The sequence below is a fragment of the Pseudomonas aphyarum genome (assembly GCF_028657055.1).
In the GTDB taxonomy this organism is placed as follows: domain Bacteria; phylum Pseudomonadota; class Gammaproteobacteria; order Pseudomonadales; family Pseudomonadaceae; genus Aquipseudomonas; species Aquipseudomonas aphyarum.
Map to the genome: position 1 here is coordinate 65,280 of NZ_JAMDGS010000003.1, position 14,304 is coordinate 79,583.

The 14,304-nt window shown below is 62.5% G+C and carries 14 protein-coding genes; 8 read left to right on the forward strand and 6 right to left on the reverse strand.

The features are described 5' to 3' along the window. Positions 1–106: 106 nt before the first annotated feature. Positions 107–1,006: a LysR family transcriptional regulator gene (locus tag M5G18_RS05420; RefSeq protein WP_273897197.1), complete on the reverse strand. Its 900-nt coding sequence runs from the start codon at positions 1,004–1,006 to the stop codon at positions 107–109. 298 nt (positions 1,007–1,304) lie between these two features. Between M5G18_RS05420 and moaB the strand changes: the two genes are divergently transcribed. After that, positions 1,305–1,844 carry a molybdenum cofactor biosynthesis protein B gene (gene moaB / locus M5G18_RS05425; RefSeq protein WP_127797663.1) on the forward strand — a complete coding sequence of 180 codons (540 nt, stop codon included), beginning with the start codon at positions 1,305–1,307 and terminating at the stop codon, positions 1,842–1,844. Beyond that, entirely contained in the window at positions 1,841–3,046 is a 1,206-nt protein-coding gene (locus M5G18_RS05430; protein WP_273897198.1) for a molybdopterin molybdotransferase MoeA, read from the forward strand. The genes moaB and M5G18_RS05430 overlap by 4 nt, the downstream gene beginning before the upstream one ends. A 6-nt stretch (positions 3,047–3,052) precedes the next feature. Here the strand turns inward: M5G18_RS05430 and M5G18_RS05435 are convergent, their stop codons facing one another. Further along, the gene (locus M5G18_RS05435; protein WP_273897199.1) at positions 3,053–3,850 is read right to left on the reverse strand and encodes a MipA/OmpV family protein; all 798 of its coding nucleotides are present in this window, start codon (positions 3,848–3,850) and stop codon (positions 3,053–3,055) included. Between the two features lie 214 nt (positions 3,851–4,064). On the opposite strand from M5G18_RS05435, the gene M5G18_RS05440 reads away from it, so the two are divergent. From M5G18_RS05440 to M5G18_RS05450, 3 genes are all read left to right on the forward strand, one after another. After that, on the forward strand, positions 4,065–4,949 hold the full coding sequence (locus M5G18_RS05440) for a LysR substrate-binding domain-containing protein (RefSeq protein WP_273897200.1): 885 nt from the start codon (positions 4,065–4,067) through the stop codon (positions 4,947–4,949). Positions 4,950–5,048: 99 nt separating this feature from the next. Further along, entirely contained in the window at positions 5,049–6,164 is a 1,116-nt protein-coding gene (aguA, locus tag M5G18_RS05445; protein WP_007957016.1) for an agmatine deiminase, read from the forward strand. A gap of 2 nt (positions 6,165–6,166) precedes the next feature. Further along, positions 6,167–7,264, forward strand: coding sequence for an extracellular solute-binding protein (locus tag M5G18_RS05450; RefSeq protein WP_273897201.1), 1,098 nt, complete (start codon positions 6,167–6,169; stop codon positions 7,262–7,264). Between the two features lie 246 nt (positions 7,265–7,510). Here the strand turns inward: M5G18_RS05450 and M5G18_RS05455 are convergent, their stop codons facing one another. From M5G18_RS05455 to M5G18_RS05465, 3 genes are read right to left on the reverse strand one after another with little or no spacing between them, the layout of a single operon-like run. Further along, positions 7,511–8,137 (reverse strand): DNA-3-methyladenine glycosylase family protein, encoded by a 627-nt coding sequence (locus M5G18_RS05455; protein ID WP_273897202.1) that lies wholly within the window; start codon positions 8,135–8,137, stop codon positions 7,511–7,513. Between the two features lie 3 nt (positions 8,138–8,140). Beyond that, positions 8,141–8,938 (reverse strand): isocitrate lyase/PEP mutase family protein, encoded by a 798-nt coding sequence (locus tag M5G18_RS05460; protein WP_273897203.1) that lies wholly within the window; start codon positions 8,936–8,938, stop codon positions 8,141–8,143. A 24-nt stretch (positions 8,939–8,962) separates the two neighbouring features. Further along, complete coding sequence (locus M5G18_RS05465) at positions 8,963–10,045, reverse strand: bifunctional transcriptional activator/DNA repair enzyme AdaA (protein ID WP_273897204.1); 1,083 nt, start codon at positions 10,043–10,045, stop codon at positions 8,963–8,965. 109 nt (positions 10,046–10,154) lie between these two features. Between M5G18_RS05465 and M5G18_RS05470 the strand changes: the two genes are divergently transcribed. Further along, complete coding sequence (locus M5G18_RS05470; RefSeq protein WP_039770856.1) at positions 10,155–10,568, forward strand: VOC family protein; 414 nt, start codon at positions 10,155–10,157, stop codon at positions 10,566–10,568. On the opposite strand, the gene M5G18_RS05475 is transcribed toward M5G18_RS05470, so the two are convergent. After that, positions 10,565–11,185 (reverse strand): LysE family translocator, encoded by a 621-nt coding sequence (locus tag M5G18_RS05475; protein ID WP_273897205.1) that lies wholly within the window; start codon positions 11,183–11,185, stop codon positions 10,565–10,567. The genes M5G18_RS05470 and M5G18_RS05475 overlap by 4 nt on opposite strands. A 275-nt stretch (positions 11,186–11,460) precedes the next feature. On the opposite strand from M5G18_RS05475, the gene M5G18_RS05480 reads away from it, so the two are divergent. Beyond that, the gene (locus M5G18_RS05480; protein ID WP_273897206.1) at positions 11,461–12,066 is read left to right on the forward strand and encodes a biliverdin-producing heme oxygenase; all 606 of its coding nucleotides are present in this window, start codon (positions 11,461–11,463) and stop codon (positions 12,064–12,066) included. Next, complete coding sequence (locus M5G18_RS05485; RefSeq protein ID WP_273897207.1) at positions 12,063–14,300, forward strand: ATP-binding protein; 2,238 nt, start codon at positions 12,063–12,065, stop codon at positions 14,298–14,300. Before M5G18_RS05480 ends, M5G18_RS05485 begins: the two co-directional genes overlap by 4 nt. Positions 14,301–14,304: the final 4 nt, after the last annotated feature.

The window sequence follows — 14,304 nt, forward strand, 5'->3', positions numbered from 1 at the left end:
TGCGTCCAATCGCTTGTTCCGATGCAGTGATTGGATTGGTCGATCACCGCAGACGAACCTGAAGACGCTGCACCCAAGTGCAGCGTTTCAGGCTACTTGGGGAGGGTTAAACGGCAGGCGCCTCGATCCCGAACATCTTGCGCGCCTCGGCAAAACACTTCTCGGCAATCGCCGAACGCGGTTCGGTCTTGCGCATCACCAGCCCCAGCGGCGCGAGCACGCTGGCATCCGGCAGATTGATGAAAGCCAGGTGTTCGATCGGCTCCTCCAGCCCGCTGTCCAGCGGCATGATCGAGCAGCAGAAGCCTTGGTGAATCGCCTGGAGCAGTTGATAGGTCGAGTCGCTTTCCATGATCGGCTGTGGATTCAACCCGCGACTGCGGAAACTCAGGTCGATGGATTTTCGGTAGTGCATGCCGGTGGTGATCATTCCCAGCGGCAGTTCGGCGGCGTCTTCCCAGCTCATTTCCGGGCCTTCGAAATGGAAGTGACGGGTGTCGTAGAGCAGGCCGACGCGGGTTTCGCCAATCTCGAAGAACTCGAAATAGTTCGGGTTGACGTGGTCCAGATAACACACGCCCAGATCCAGCTGATTGTTGCCCAGGCCTTCGATGATCTCGTCCGAACTCAGCGACGACAGGCTGTATTTCAGCTCCGGATAAATCCCCGACAATCCCTGAATGTAATTCACCGGATTGAAGTTGCTCAGCGGCACCAGCCCCAGGCGCAGGCTACCGACCAGTTGTCCCCGGCAAGCCGCAGCTTCGGCAAACAATCCGTCGTGGGCCGCCAGCAGGGTCCGGGCCCAGGCCAGTACGCGTTCGCCGGCCTGGGTGAAACCTTCGAAGCGCTGGCCGCGATTGACCAGCACCAGATCCAGCTCGTCTTCCAGATTGCGCAGGCGCATCGACAGGGTCGGCTGGGTGATGTGGCAGCGTGCGGCGGCCTGGCCGAAGTGGCGGGTTTCGTCCAGCGCGATCAGGAACTTGAGTTGTTTGATGTCCACGACGGCACCTGCTCGATAAGGAATTTTGATTGAGTATTGACGCAGATGCGTACGGCGCACGGAAAGCGCAGGCAGCGACGATCCCATTGAGGGCTTTTTTCGTCCAATCGGCAGTGTTTAAGAGCCTATCGAGGGTTTCGATGACGCCCGGTTTCATTGGCCCGGACAGCGGTCGAGGGGTTGAAAAAAATCACCGATAGAGCAGGTCGATAGTGTGGTTGGCCAGAGTGATTAGACAGTCCTCGCAAGCGGCACTTAGGCTCGTCATCCATTGAATTGACGACGGCCGGAGAGTGCCATGAGTGTTAAATCGGATGCCTTGTTCGTTCCCCTGAATATTGCCGTGCTGACGGTCAGCGATACCCGCGATTACGCCAGCGACACCTCCGGCCAGTTGCTGGTCAGCCGTCTGCTGGAGGCCGGCCACACCTTGAGTGAACGCAACCTGCTCAAGGACGATCTGTACAAGATCCGCGCCCAGGTTGCGCACTGGATCGCCGACGACAACATTCAAGTGGTGCTGATCACCGGCGGCACCGGTTTCACCGGGCGTGACAGCACTCCGGAAGCTGTGGCCTGCCTGCTGGACAAGCAGATCGACGGTTTCGGCGAGCTGTTTCGCGCCATCTCGATTCTCGACATCGGCACCTCGACCGTACAAAGCCGTGCGCTGGCCGGCCTGTCCAACGGCACGCTGGTGTGCTGCCTGCCGGGTTCCACCGGCGCCTGCCGCACCGCGTGGGAAGGCATCCTCGCCGAACAACTGGATAACCGCCATCGCCCGTGCAACTTCGTTCCGCACCTCAAACCGGTGCAAGCCTGCGGGCCACGCGGATGACCGAGCCTGCATTGATGCCGGTCGAGGACGCCCTCGACCAACTGTTGGCGATGGCCGATGAACAACGTCTGCCGGACAGTGAATCGGTGCCACTCAATGAAGCGCGGGGGCGAGTGCTGGCCAGCGATCTGGTCGCCACCCTCGATCTGCCGCCGTGGCCGAACAGCGCCATGGACGGTTACGCCTTGAACCTTGCCGACCTGCATCGCCAACCGTTGGGCGTGTCGCAACGGGTCTACGCCGGGTTGGCGCCGGACGCCTTGCTGCCCGGCACTTGCGCGCGGATTTTCACCGGGGCGCCGTTGCCCAATGGCGCCAATTGCGTGGAGATGCAGGAAAACGTCGAGGTGCTCGAAGACGGCCGCGTCCGTTTCCTGCAACCGCTGAAAGTCGGCCAGAACATCCGCGCCCAGGGCCAGGAGAACCGCGTCGGCGACACCTTGCTGCGCGCCGGCAAACGCCTCGGCCCGTTCGAGATGGCGGTCGCTGCGGGGCAGGGCATGACCCATTTTCCGGTGGTGCGTCGTCCGCGCGTGGCATTGCTGTCGACCGGTGATGAGCTGGTGGAACCGGGCCAACCGCTGCGTCCCGGCAGCATCTACAACAGCAACCGCACTTTGCTCGACCACTGGTTGCGCGAGCTGGGTTGCGAAGTGATCGACGCCGGGATTCTGCCCGATCGCCCGGCGCAGACCCGGCTCAAACTTGAGCAACTGCAGGTCGCGGCCGACTTGATTCTGACCACCGGCGGCGTGTCTGCCGGTGACGCCGATTGCCTCGGCCAGGTGCTGCGCGACAACGGCAAACCGCTGCTGTGGAAACTCGCGATCAAACCCGGCAAGCCGCTGACCGTTGGCCATTTCGGCACGGTGCCGGTGATCGGTCTGCCGGGTAATCCGACCTCGGCACTGGTGACCTTCGGCCTGCTGGCGCGCCCGTACCTGCTGCGCATCCAAGGCGTGGAAGAGGTGATGCCGCTGAGCTTCACGGTCAACGCCGGCTTCGACTGGCCGAAACCCGGCAGCCGTCGCGAATACCTGCGGGTGCGTCTGGAGGGCGGGCAGGCGGCGCTGTATCCGAACCAGAGTTCCGGGGTTCTGCTCGGCGCGACCTGGGCCGACGGGCTGGTGGAAATCCCCGAGAACAGCACCTTGCAGAGGGGCGATCCGCTGCGTTTTATCCCGTTCAGCGAGCTGTTCTGAGTGCGATCAAAAGGTGTAGACCACTTGCCCGGCGAGTGAGGTCTGCAACCGGCGCTCGACTATCGGGCTGTCGGCCGCTTCGTGGCTCAGGTACTGCACCGCCAGAACGGTCGACACGCTCCATTGTTCATCCAGCGGCAACGACCAGGTCAGATCCGCACCACGACTGACCAACCCGGCCCGGGCCGTGTACGCGCGAAACTGGCTGCGCGAGGCCTGGGCATCGCTGACGCCGTACCAGGTGCGCATGTAATTGCTGTCGCCGAACTGGCTGTTGAGGCCGCCGGTAATCTTGCCGAAACGCCCTTCGTAGAACGGCGCGCTGATGCTCAGCTTGAGGCGGTTCCACGACGAGCCGGTGTCGTGGTCATCGTCGTCCTTTTCCAGCGCATGCTCGAAGCTCGCGCCGAGAATGAGCGGGCCCATGTGATACGTGCCGTCGAGCCCGATTACCGGGCGCGACTTGATCGAACCCATGCCGTTGAGCTCGTCCGAGCCTTTGAATCCGGTCTTGCGATCCTTGCGCACGTCGCTGGCACCGATATAGACGCTGAGGCCGAAGTCCTCTTCGTCGAAGCCCCAGCCCAGGCCCCGGCTGCTGTCGAGAAACACGCCGTAAGGGCTGACGATTTCCACGCCCACCAATGGCGCCACCACCCGCTCATCACTGCCGCTGTAACGCGGCGCACTGGCCGCACCGGCGCGCAGGGTGGTGTGCCAGTCTTCGGCGCGCAGCGAATCGCCCGGCAGCAGCAGGCAGAGGGAGGTCAGGGACAGCGAAAATGTGCGTAACGAAACCGGCATGGGGCACCCGAGCGAAATGTGGATGCGCCATGCTAGGCGGGCATTGGCCGGCAATCTTTGGCAGCTTTGTCGGGAAACTGTCAAAGACTGTGAAGGCGGTTACCGGCTCGGTCCCAGCCGTTCATGCCACTGGGCGGCGAACGATAACGCGGTGCAACTGGACGCTCGCACAAAGCCCGGTCAGCATGGACGCAAAAAATCGGGACCCAAACCCATGCGCCGACTACCTTCCCTGGCCGCCCTGCGAACCTTCGAATGCGCTGCCCGCCATGCGCATTTCGGCCGGGCCGCCGCCGAGCTGTGCGTCACCGACAGCGCCGTCAGCCACCAGATCCGCCAGCTCGAAGAGCAACTGGGCGTGTCGCTGTTCATCCGCGAGGGCCGGCAGATTCGCCCGACCATCGCCGCCGGGCGCTTGATGCATAGCCTGCAACAGGCCTTCGAACTGATCGGCGATGCCTGCGATGAATTGCGTGATCCGTCCTCGCTCGCGGTTTTGCGGCTGGCGGTCACGGCGGAACTGGCGCAGAAGTGGCTGATGAACCGTCTCACCGATTTCTACGCGCGTTATCCGCACATCACCTTGCACCTCTACGAACAACCGATCGACGCCACCGCACCCGGCGAAGACATCGATCTGGCGATTACCTACGGCACCGGCCCGGTGGACAGCAGCGCATATTTCGTTCGCCCGTTGCCGGCGTTGCAGTTCTTCCCGGTATGCAGCCCCGGCCTGTTCAACCAGGGCACTCTGAAAACCCCGAAGGACCTGGCCCGCCATTGCCTGCTGCACGACGATCAGGATGGCAAGACCTGGACCGCGTGGCTGACCAGCCATGCCGGCGACCTGCGCCCGGAACGCCAGTTGTATTTCGCCCATGCCGGCCTCGCGCTGGAAGCGGCGGCACAAGGGCAGGGCGTGGCGATGGGCGACAACCTCACGGCGCAGGAGGATTTGCAGAACGGGCGTCTGGTGCGGCCGTTCACCTCCAGCATGACCGCGCTGGGCCAATACGCGCTGGTCTGCGAGCGGGTGCGGCTGGAGCGCCCGGCGGTGGCGCAAATGCTGGAGTGGTTCAACGATCAGCTGGCGGATTGATGAGTTGAATTCAACTGTTCCGAAATAATCATCGTTGGCGGCGCGACCGCCCACGACCGTAGCCTGAGGTCATTCCCATCCCGATGACGAGGTTTGACCATGGCACGTTTGCTCGACTCCACCCCGAAACAGGACGGCTTCCGTCTGCCCGGCGAATTCGAAGCCAAGTCCGGTTGCTGGCTCGGCTGGCCTGAGCGCACCGACGTCTGGCGCAACGGCGCCAAGCCAGCGCAGAAAGTCTGGGTGCAGATCGTCACCGCGATCTCCCACAGCGAACCGGTGACGGTCTGCGCTTCGGCATCCCAGTTCGCCACCGCCCGCCGCCAGTTGCCGCCGCAGGTGCGGGTGGTGGAGATGACCTGCAACGACACCTGGTTCCGCGACAGCGGCCCGTGCTTCGTGGTCAACGACCAGAGCGGTGAAGTGCGTGGCGTCGACTTCGAATTCAACGCCTACGGCGGCCTCGACGGCGGGCTCTACTACCCGTGGGACAAGGACGACCAGATCGCCAGCAAAATTCTCGAAATCGAACGCTTCGACCGCTATCGCGCGCCATTGATTGCCGAACTCGGCGGCATCCAGAGCGACGGCCAGGGCAGCATCCTCACCACCGAGCAATGCCTGCTCAACCGCAATCGCAACCAGCACCTGGGCAAGGACGAAGTGACCCGCCGGCTGACTGATTATCTCGGCGCCGAGCAAGTGATCTGGCTGCCGCGCGGTTGCAAGTTTGACGAAACCGACGGCCATGTCGACGACCTCGCGTGCTTCGTGCGCCCCGGCGAAGTGGTGCTGCAATGGACCGACAACCGCGACGATCCGCAGTGGGAAATCTATCAGGAGGCCTACGACATCCTGCGCAGCACCCGCGACAGCCGTGGCCGCGAACTGATCGTGCACAAGTTGCCGCAACCGGACGTGCTGGAGTGGACCGCCGAAGAAGCCGAAGGCCTCGATCAGCAGGACAGCACCCACACCCGCCAGGCCGGTACCAAAATCTGTGCGTCGTACATCAACTACTACGCCGGCAACAGCTCGATCGTGGTGCCGCTGTTCGGTGATCGCAACGATCAGGTGGCGCTGGCGACCCTCGCCGAGCTGTTCCCGCAGCACAAGATCGTCGGCATCGAAAACTCCCGGGAAATCCTGCTCGGTGGCGGCAACGTCGCGTGCATCACCATGCCGCAATACGCCGGCCAGAAAAAAGGAGCCTGACCATGGGCCTGCACAAACTGAGTAAAGCGTTATTGCTGGTGCTTGCACCCCTGTGTGTGCAGGCCGCCGAAACGGCGAAACCGGTGGTCAACCTGTACATCTGGGGCGAGTACCTGGCCCCGGATACCCTGAAGAATTTCGAGGCGAAAACCGGGATTCGGGTGGTCGCCGATCACTTCGACTCACTGGAAACCGTCGAGACCAAACTGCTCACCGGCCGCAGCGGTTACGACCTGGTGCTGACCGCCGGCCAGCACCTGTCGCGGGCCATCGAAAGCGGCGCGATCCAGACCCTGAACAAGCAGCAGCTTCCGCACTTTGCCGGTGTCGGTGACGAATTCCGTCAGCACATGGCGGTGTTCGATCCGGGCAATCGCTACGCCGGGATCTATGCCTGGGGCACCACCGGCGTCGGCTATCAGGAGGAGGCCGTGAAGCAGCGCCTGCCGGACGCGCCACGGGACAGTTGGGCGATGCTGTTCGATCCGGCGGTGGTGTCGAAATTCGCCGATTGCGGGGTGAGCCTGCTCAACGATCCGAACGAAGTATTCGCGGCGGTCATGAAGTACATGGGCCTGGACATCAATCGCCAGAGCCTCGACGACCTGAAACTCGCCGAACAGCAACTGGCGAAGATCCGCCCGTACATCCGCTACTTCGACAATGACCTGAACATCAGCGACCTGGCCAACGGCAACACCTGCGTGGCGATGTCGTGGAACGGCAACGTTGCCATCGCGGCAGGTCAGGCTGAAACGGCGAAAAAGCCGTTCAAGTTGAATTACCGGATCCCGAAGGAGGGCACGCTGATCTGGTTCGATGCCATGGTCATTCCCAAGGATGCACCGCATCCGGAGGCCGGGCTGGCATTGATGGATTATTTGATGACGCCTGAAGTAATTGCGCCGATTACCGATACGATTCACTACGCCAACGCGATTACGGCGGCGGACGGGTTGATTGATCCGGCGATTCGTAATGATCCGGGGACGTATCCGCCTGAGGCGGTGAGGGCTTCTTTGTATAGCAAGAATGATAATGGCAAGGCGTTCAACCGGGCTTTAATTCGGGCGTTCAGCAAGTTGAAATCGGGTCTGTAGCTCCCCCTCACCCCAGCCCTCTCCCGGAGGGAGAGGGAGCCGACCGAGGTGTCTTGCGTCTTACATCGACCTGAAACACCGAGTCGACTATGGATTCACCAGCGTCTTGGCATTTATGGATTCACTAAAGTCTTGGCAACGATGGGTTCGCCAACGTCTTGGCATCAATGGATTCACAGGTGCTATTCCAGGTCGGCGGAAGTCGCCAATATCCCCCAATCGGTTCCCTCTCCCCCCGGGAGAGGGCTAGGGTGAGGGCGCTTTTGGCACCCTCCACAAATACCAGGCCGCCACCGTCCGAAACGGCTTCCACGCCAACCCGATCTCAATCATCTGCCTACGCGCAGGCTGCACCTCCAGCCCCTTCAACCGCCGATACCCCTCGCGAACCCCAAAGTCATCCGCCGGCAGGATATCCGGGCGCTCCAGGCTATAGATCAGCAACATCTCGACGGTCCAGCGCCCAACCCCGCGCAGACTGACCAACCGCTCGATCAATGCTTCATCCTCCATCGCCAGCGCGGTCGAGTAATCCGGCACCACGCCGTCCATAGTCGCCTGGGCAATCCCCTGAATCGTCGCAATCTTGCCCGCCGAAAACCCGCAACCGCGCAATTGATCGAAGTCCGTCGCCAGAATCTGCTCCGGACGCGGAAACGTCTGCCCGGGAAACAACCCCACCAGCCGCCCGACAATCGCATCGCCCGCCTTGGCGTGCAGTTGCTGATAGGCAATTGCACGCACCAGCGACTCATAAGGGTCGCGCGCCGGGTGCGGCTGATGCAGGCAAGGGCCGACCGCAGCAATGTGGCGCTGCCAGTCGGCGTCGAGAGTGGCCAGAAATTCACTGGCCCGTTGATAGGGATCAGGCATGGCTTACTTCAGCAGACCGTTGACTTCGCCATAGGTGAAGGCCTTGAGGTCATGGGTGTCGAGTTTGCCGCTGGCGAGAAAGCTTTTCACCAGCGAACCCATGGCGCCGTACATGAACTCGGCGATCCCGGAACCGGCGCTCAAGCGGCGCACGCCGAGGGTTTGCAGTTCTTCGGGGGAGGGCAGGCAAGCGAAGCCCAGGACGTTCACCGGCAGCGTCGTACCCTTGCAGATGGCTTCGATTTCGTAGGCGGACGTGACGCCGGCGGCGAACAAACCATCGGCCCCAGCTGCCTGATACAGTGCGGCGCGGTGCAGGGTTTCGGCGACACGATCCTCGGCCGGCACCAGGCTTTTCAGATAAACGTCGGTGCGGGCGTTGATGAACAGCTTCACATTGCGCTTCTCGGCCACTTGTCGCGCGACTTCGATCTTGCGCACCAGCAGTTCCGGCGTGCCGCTGCCGTCTTCGATATTGATCCCGACCGCGCCTGAGGCGACGACGGCATCGATCACTTCAGCGACCCGGTCGAGGTCATCGGAATAACCGGCCTCGATGTCCACGCTCAACGGCACTTGGATGACTCGGGCAATCGACTCCACGGTGCTGATCAACCGTTCCAGCGGCAGGGTGTTACCGTCCGGATAACCGTGGGCCCAAGCGACAGCGGCGCTGCTGGTGGCGACGGCTTTGCCGCCCAATTGCTCGACCAGACGCGCGCCGGTGGCGTCGGCGACGTTGGTCAGGATCAACAGGCCATCGTGGTGCAACTGGTGAAATTGAGTGTCGAGCGCGTTCATCGAGATCCCTTCTTGTCTATTGTTTTAGAAAGCCAGTTGTTGCGTGAGCTGCACGGCGGCGCTTTCCAGCCGAAGCAAAAACGCCTTGCGCGGTTGCCCACCACCATAGCCCGTCAATGAGCCGTCCGCACCGATCACCCGATGGCACGGCACGACAATCGACAGCCGATTGTGCCCGTTGGCCAGCCCCACTGCGCGACTGGCGCCGGGTTTGCCCAGCCGTGCGGCGATGGTGCCGTAAGTGCTGGTATGGCCGTAGGGGATTTGCCGCAGTTCGGCCCAGACCTGGCGGGCAAACTCGCTGCCAGGCAGGTGCAGCGGCACGCTGAATTCGCTCAGCTTGCCGGCGAAATACAGCGCCAGCTCATTTTCGATCTGCTGCAAATGCGCGTTGTGCCCCGGTGCGACCACGTAGCCGTAGCGGTTTTGCAGTTCCTCGACTTCCCGGGTCAGCGCCGGGCGGTCGAGAAACTCCAGCAGCACCAGCCCGCGACGCTCGGCCATGGCGATCATCGGCCCCAGCGGCGTGGTCAGCCGGGTGAACAGCAGCGGCTCGCTGGCTGCCGCGCGTCCCGGCGTGATGTGGAACGACTTCTGGAACGCATCGCGAAAACCGCTGAGGGATTCATAACCGGAATCGAACGCCGCGTGGTCGATGGATGTGCCTTGCTTGATCCCGCCCAATGCCACTCCGAGCCGGCGCGTGCGCAGCCACGCATGGAAGGTCATGCCGAAATGCTGTTTGAACCAGCGCCGCAACTTCAACGGTTCGATGCCCTCGGCGAGCAACTGCGCATCGCTCCAGCGCAGCTCCGGATCGGCGTCGACGGCTTTTAATAGTCGTTGCACCCAGTCCGGGGCGATGGCTGCGGCATCCAGCGGTTTGCAGCGCAAACAGGCGCGATAACCGGCGGACAGGCAGTCGTCAGCGTGGGCGAAGAACTCGACGTTTTCCGGTTTCGGCTTGCGCGCCGTGCAGGTAGGGCGGCAAAAGATCCCGGTGGTTTTCACAGCCGTGAAGAACACGCCTTCATAGGCAGTGTCGCTTGCGAGCATGGCGCGAACCATTTCGGCGTGAGGGGGCAGGACAGCGGTCTGTATGTTCATGGGCCGAGGATAAAACCAGTTATTTGATGGCTCCACCGAAAAATCGACAGTGAATTTTCGGGCCGCTGCACTACAGTGATCGGGTCGCTACAACTCGGGAAATGAAGGTATGCCACCGTTCACGATTCAACACATCGATCACATCGTGCTGCGCGTTGCCGATCTGCAACGCAGCATTGATTTCTACGACCGGGTCTTCGGCGCCGAAGTGGTCAAGCGCAACGAAAAGTTCGGTCTGGTGCACCTGCGCGCCGGTACGTCGATGATCGATCTGGTCGACCTCGACGGCGAAATCGGCCGCAAGGGCGGCGCCGCTGCCGGTAGCGAACGGCGCAACGTCGATCACTTCTGCCTGCGCATCGAGCCGTTCGATGAAGCGGCGCTGGTCAGTCATTTGCAAGCCTGCGGCCTGACCGTCGAAAAAGCCGCCACCCGTTTTGGCGCCGAGGGCTACGGCCTGTCGCTGTACTGCTTCGACCCGGACGGCAATCAGGTCGAACTCAAAGGCCCGTCCGAAGCCTAAGCCCGCTTGGCCATCAGCAACACCGACGCCGCCGCCGACAGCAGCCCCGCGCAGCAACGGTTGAATATCCGCTTGCCGCGCGGCTCGGCGAACCAGCGGCGCATGTGCAGGCCCATGTAGGCGTAGGCGCTGATGGCGATCCATTCCAGCAGCAGGAACAGCACACCCAGCAGCATGAACTGCGGGGTGATGGCGCGGGCCGGGTCGACGAATTGCGGCAGGAATGCGGTGAAGATGAGGATTGCCTTGGGGTTTCCTGCCGCCACTAAAAACTCCTGACGCGCCAGGGCCAGAAGCCCGCTCGCCGGCGCAGTAACCGCGTCTTCGGCGGCAGGATTGGCCCGCCACAGCTGCCACGCCAGATACAGCAGATACCCCGCGCCGATGAGCTTGATCCCATAGAACAACAGTTCGGACGTTTGCAGCACCACTGCCAGCCCCGCCGCCGCAAGGGCGATCATCCCGGCAAACGCCAGCAACCGACCGACACCGGCCACGCAGGCGCGACGATAGCCGTAGCGGGTGGCGTTGCTGACCGACAGCAGATTGTTCGGCCCCGGCGCCATGTTCAAGGCAAAGCAGGCGGGCAGAAACAGGGAGAGGGTGGCGAGATCCATGGTGCGGGCTCCGGTGACGGGAGCGCTACTTTTATCACGCGGGCGTGCGGCCCTGAACCGTACAGTCAGGCAGCAGTGTCGCAGTACAGCGATGATCGGGCGTAAATCCGTTCGAACTTTCTGCCGTCCCGTCAACTCTGAAACCGTCACAGGGTGATGAATCCGCCAGAAAAAACCATCTGTCGGGTCAGAAAGGACAATTGCCGTGTAAGCTTTCACGCAATGCTTTTCCATTCCCCCATGGCCGCAGGCGGCCCACTGTACGAGCGACCTACATGCAAGCAAAGGCCCGCGAGGTTCATGTACCACCGGTGTTGCAGGATCTGCGCGCCGGCACGGCCGAACTGCACATTGCACTGGAAAAACGCCTTCCTTTCTTCTCCGACACCCTTGATCTGCACGCTTTCGAGCGACTGATGCGCGCCTATTACGGCTTCTATCAGCCACTGGAAAGTGCATTGCAGGACAGCGGCGAGATCCCCGCCGATTTCGATCTGGTTTCACGCCTCAAGGCCCCGACCCTGCAACGCGACCTGCAAGCGTTGTGCGCAAACAACGGGGACTTTCCGCTCTGCCGCCAGTTGCCCTCCATCGACTCCGCCGCCGCCTGCCTGGGCGTGCTGTACGTGCTGGAAGGCGCCACCCTCGGCGGGCAGATCCTGCGCCGGGAAATCGCCGCACGACTGAGCCTGGACGCGGACAACGGTGCAGCGTTTCTGGACATCTACGGCGCTGCCACCGGCCGGCGCTGGCGCGATTTCATCGAATACCTGGGCAGTCGCCCGATGGACGCCGACGAGCGTGAAGCCGTCGTGGCGGCCGCCCACACCACATTCAGCTGTTTCGAGCGCTGGCTCGAAAGCCAGGAGGTTCTGGTATGACCCCGCAAGACAAAGAAGCCTTTGAAGAGTTGCTGGCCAACTGCGCCGACGAGCCGATCCGCTTTCCCGGCGCGATCCAGCCGCACGGTTTGCTGCTGACCCTGAGCGAGCCGGACCTTTCGATCATCCAGATCAGCGCCAACGTCGAAACGTTGCTCGCCCGACCGGCACAAGAACTGATCGGCCAGCCACTGCAAAGCCTGATCGGCGATGCCCATGCCGCGCAGGTTCGCGAGGCCTTGCAGCAGCCGGCGCTGTCCGATGCGCCGCCGCTGCACTTTCGCCTCAACGGCACTGCGTTCGAAGGCTTGCTGCACCGGCATCAGGACGTCTTGATTCTGGAGCTGGAAATCCACGTCGAGAACTTCCAGCCGCGCAACGTCGCCGGCACCGAAACCCATCTGGGGCGGATGCTCGCGCGCCTGCAAAAGGCTCAGAGCCTGCAGGCGCTGTACGACATCAGCGTCAAGGAAATCCAGGCCATGACCGGTTACGACCGGGTGCTGATCTATCGCTTCGAAGAAGAGGGCCACGGTCAGGTCATCGCCGAAGCGTCCGACCCGTCGATGGAAGTCTTCAACGGTCTGTTTTTCCCGGCCTCCGACATCCCCGAGCAGGCCCGGGAGCTGTACCGCACCAACTGGCTGCGGATCATCCCGAATGCCGACTACCAACCGGTGCCGCTGGTGCCCAAGTTGCGCCCGGACACACAGACCCCGCTGGACCTGAGCTTCGCCACATTGCGCAGCGTGTCGCCGATCCACTGCCAGTACATGAAGAACATGGGCGTGCTGTCCTCGATGAGCATTTCCCTGCTCAAGGGCGACCGCCTCTGGGGCCTGATCAGTTGCGGCAACCGCCAGCCGCTGCACGTGCCGCACGAGTTGCGCACCGCATGCCAGACCATCGGCCAGGTGCTGTCGTTGCAGATCAGTGCGATGGAAGCGCTGGAGGTCAGCCGTCAACGCGAGGAAAAGGTCGAGTCGCTGGCGCTGCTCAATCAGGCGATGATCGATTCGCCACAGAACGTCTTCGATGGCCTGGCCAACCAGCCGCAGGTGTTGATGGCGCTGGCCAATGCCGGCGGCATCGCGATCATCGAAGACAAGCAATTGCACCGTTACGGCAACTGCCCGGAGCCGGAAGAGATTCGTGCCCTGCACAAGTGGTTGCAGGAGCGCGGCGAGCCGGTGTTTGCCAGTCATCACCTGGCCAGCGTCTATCCGCCGGCCGCGCAGTATCAGCAGGTCGCCAGCGGCGTGCTCGCCTTGAGCTTGCCCAAACCGGTGGACAACGGCGTGCTGTGGTTCCGCCCCGAAGTCAAAGAGAACATCAACTGGAGCGGCGACCCGCGCAAGCCGCTGGATCTGGAAAACTCCGACGCCGGCCTGCGTCTGCGGCCGCGTACCTCGTTCGAAATCTGGAAGGTCGAGATGGCCGGGATTTCCACCAAGTGGAGCCACGGCGATCTGTTCGCTGCCAACGACCTGCGCCGCTCGGCGCTGGAAAATGATCTGGCCCGTCAGGTGCGCCGCGAGCAGGAAGCGGTGCGCGCCCGCGATGAGCTGGTGGCGGTGGTGTCTCACGATCTGCGCAATCCGATGACCGTGATCTCGATGCTGTGCGGCATGATGCAGAAGGCCTTCAGCTCGGACGGGCCGCACACTTCGCGGCGCATCTCGACTGCGATCGACACCATGCAGCAAGCCGCCGGGCGCATGAACACGCTGCTGGAAGACTTGCTCGACACCTCGAAAATCGACGCCGGCCGCTACACCATCGCGCCGCAGAAACTCGATGTCGCGCAGATGTTCGAAGAGGCGCAATCGCTGCTCGCGCCGCTGGCGCTGGACAAGGACATCAGCATCTCGTTCGAGGCTGACCCCGACCTGAGCATCCACGCCGACCCCGAGCGGCTGTTCCAGGTGCTGTCGAATCTGGTCGGCAACGCGATCAAGTTCACGCCGCGCCTGGGTACGGTCGATGTGTATGCCAAATCGGTCGGTGACGACATCGTCTTCACGGTACGTGACAGCGGCGAAGGCATTCCCAAGGATCACTTGCCGCACGTTTTCGACCGCTACTGGACGGTGAAGGAAGGCAATCCGAACGGTACCGGGCTGGGCCTGTACATCACGCAAGGCATCGTCGAGGCTCACGGCGGGCGGATCGTTGCCGAGAGCGAGCCGGGGCAGGGCAGCGAATTCCGCTTCACCGTGCCGCGTCAGGACTGAAAAC

Bases quoted from the DNA above. Each gene is read 5' to 3' on its own strand.
- moaB (WP_127797663.1), top strand. From the start codon at position 1,305: ATGAGTGTTAAATCGGATGCCTTGTTCGTTCCCCTGAATATTGCCGTG.
- M5G18_RS05430 (WP_273897198.1), top strand. From the start codon at position 1,841: ATGACCGAGCCTGCATTGATGCCGGTCGAGGACGCCCTCGACCAACTG.
- M5G18_RS05435 (WP_273897199.1), bottom strand. From the start codon at position 3,850: ATGCCGGTTTCGTTACGCACATTTTCGCTGTCCCTGACCTCCCTCTGC.
- M5G18_RS05440 (WP_273897200.1), top strand. From the start codon at position 4,065: ATGCGCCGACTACCTTCCCTGGCCGCCCTGCGAACCTTCGAATGCGCT.
- aguA (WP_007957016.1), top strand. From the start codon at position 5,049: ATGGCACGTTTGCTCGACTCCACCCCGAAACAGGACGGCTTCCGTCTG.
- M5G18_RS05450 (WP_273897201.1), top strand. From the start codon at position 6,167: ATGGGCCTGCACAAACTGAGTAAAGCGTTATTGCTGGTGCTTGCACCC.
- M5G18_RS05455 (WP_273897202.1), bottom strand. From the start codon at position 8,137: ATGCCTGATCCCTATCAACGGGCCAGTGAATTTCTGGCCACTCTCGAC.
- M5G18_RS05460 (WP_273897203.1), bottom strand. From the start codon at position 8,938: ATGAACGCGCTCGACACTCAATTTCACCAGTTGCACCACGATGGCCTG.
- M5G18_RS05465 (WP_273897204.1), bottom strand. From the start codon at position 10,045: ATGAACATACAGACCGCTGTCCTGCCCCCTCACGCCGAAATGGTTCGC.
- M5G18_RS05470 (WP_039770856.1), top strand. From the start codon at position 10,155: ATGCCACCGTTCACGATTCAACACATCGATCACATCGTGCTGCGCGTT.
- M5G18_RS05475 (WP_273897205.1), bottom strand. From the start codon at position 11,185: ATGGATCTCGCCACCCTCTCCCTGTTTCTGCCCGCCTGCTTTGCCTTG.
- M5G18_RS05480 (WP_273897206.1), top strand. From the start codon at position 11,461: ATGCAAGCAAAGGCCCGCGAGGTTCATGTACCACCGGTGTTGCAGGAT.
- M5G18_RS05485 (WP_273897207.1), top strand. From the start codon at position 12,063: ATGACCCCGCAAGACAAAGAAGCCTTTGAAGAGTTGCTGGCCAACTGC.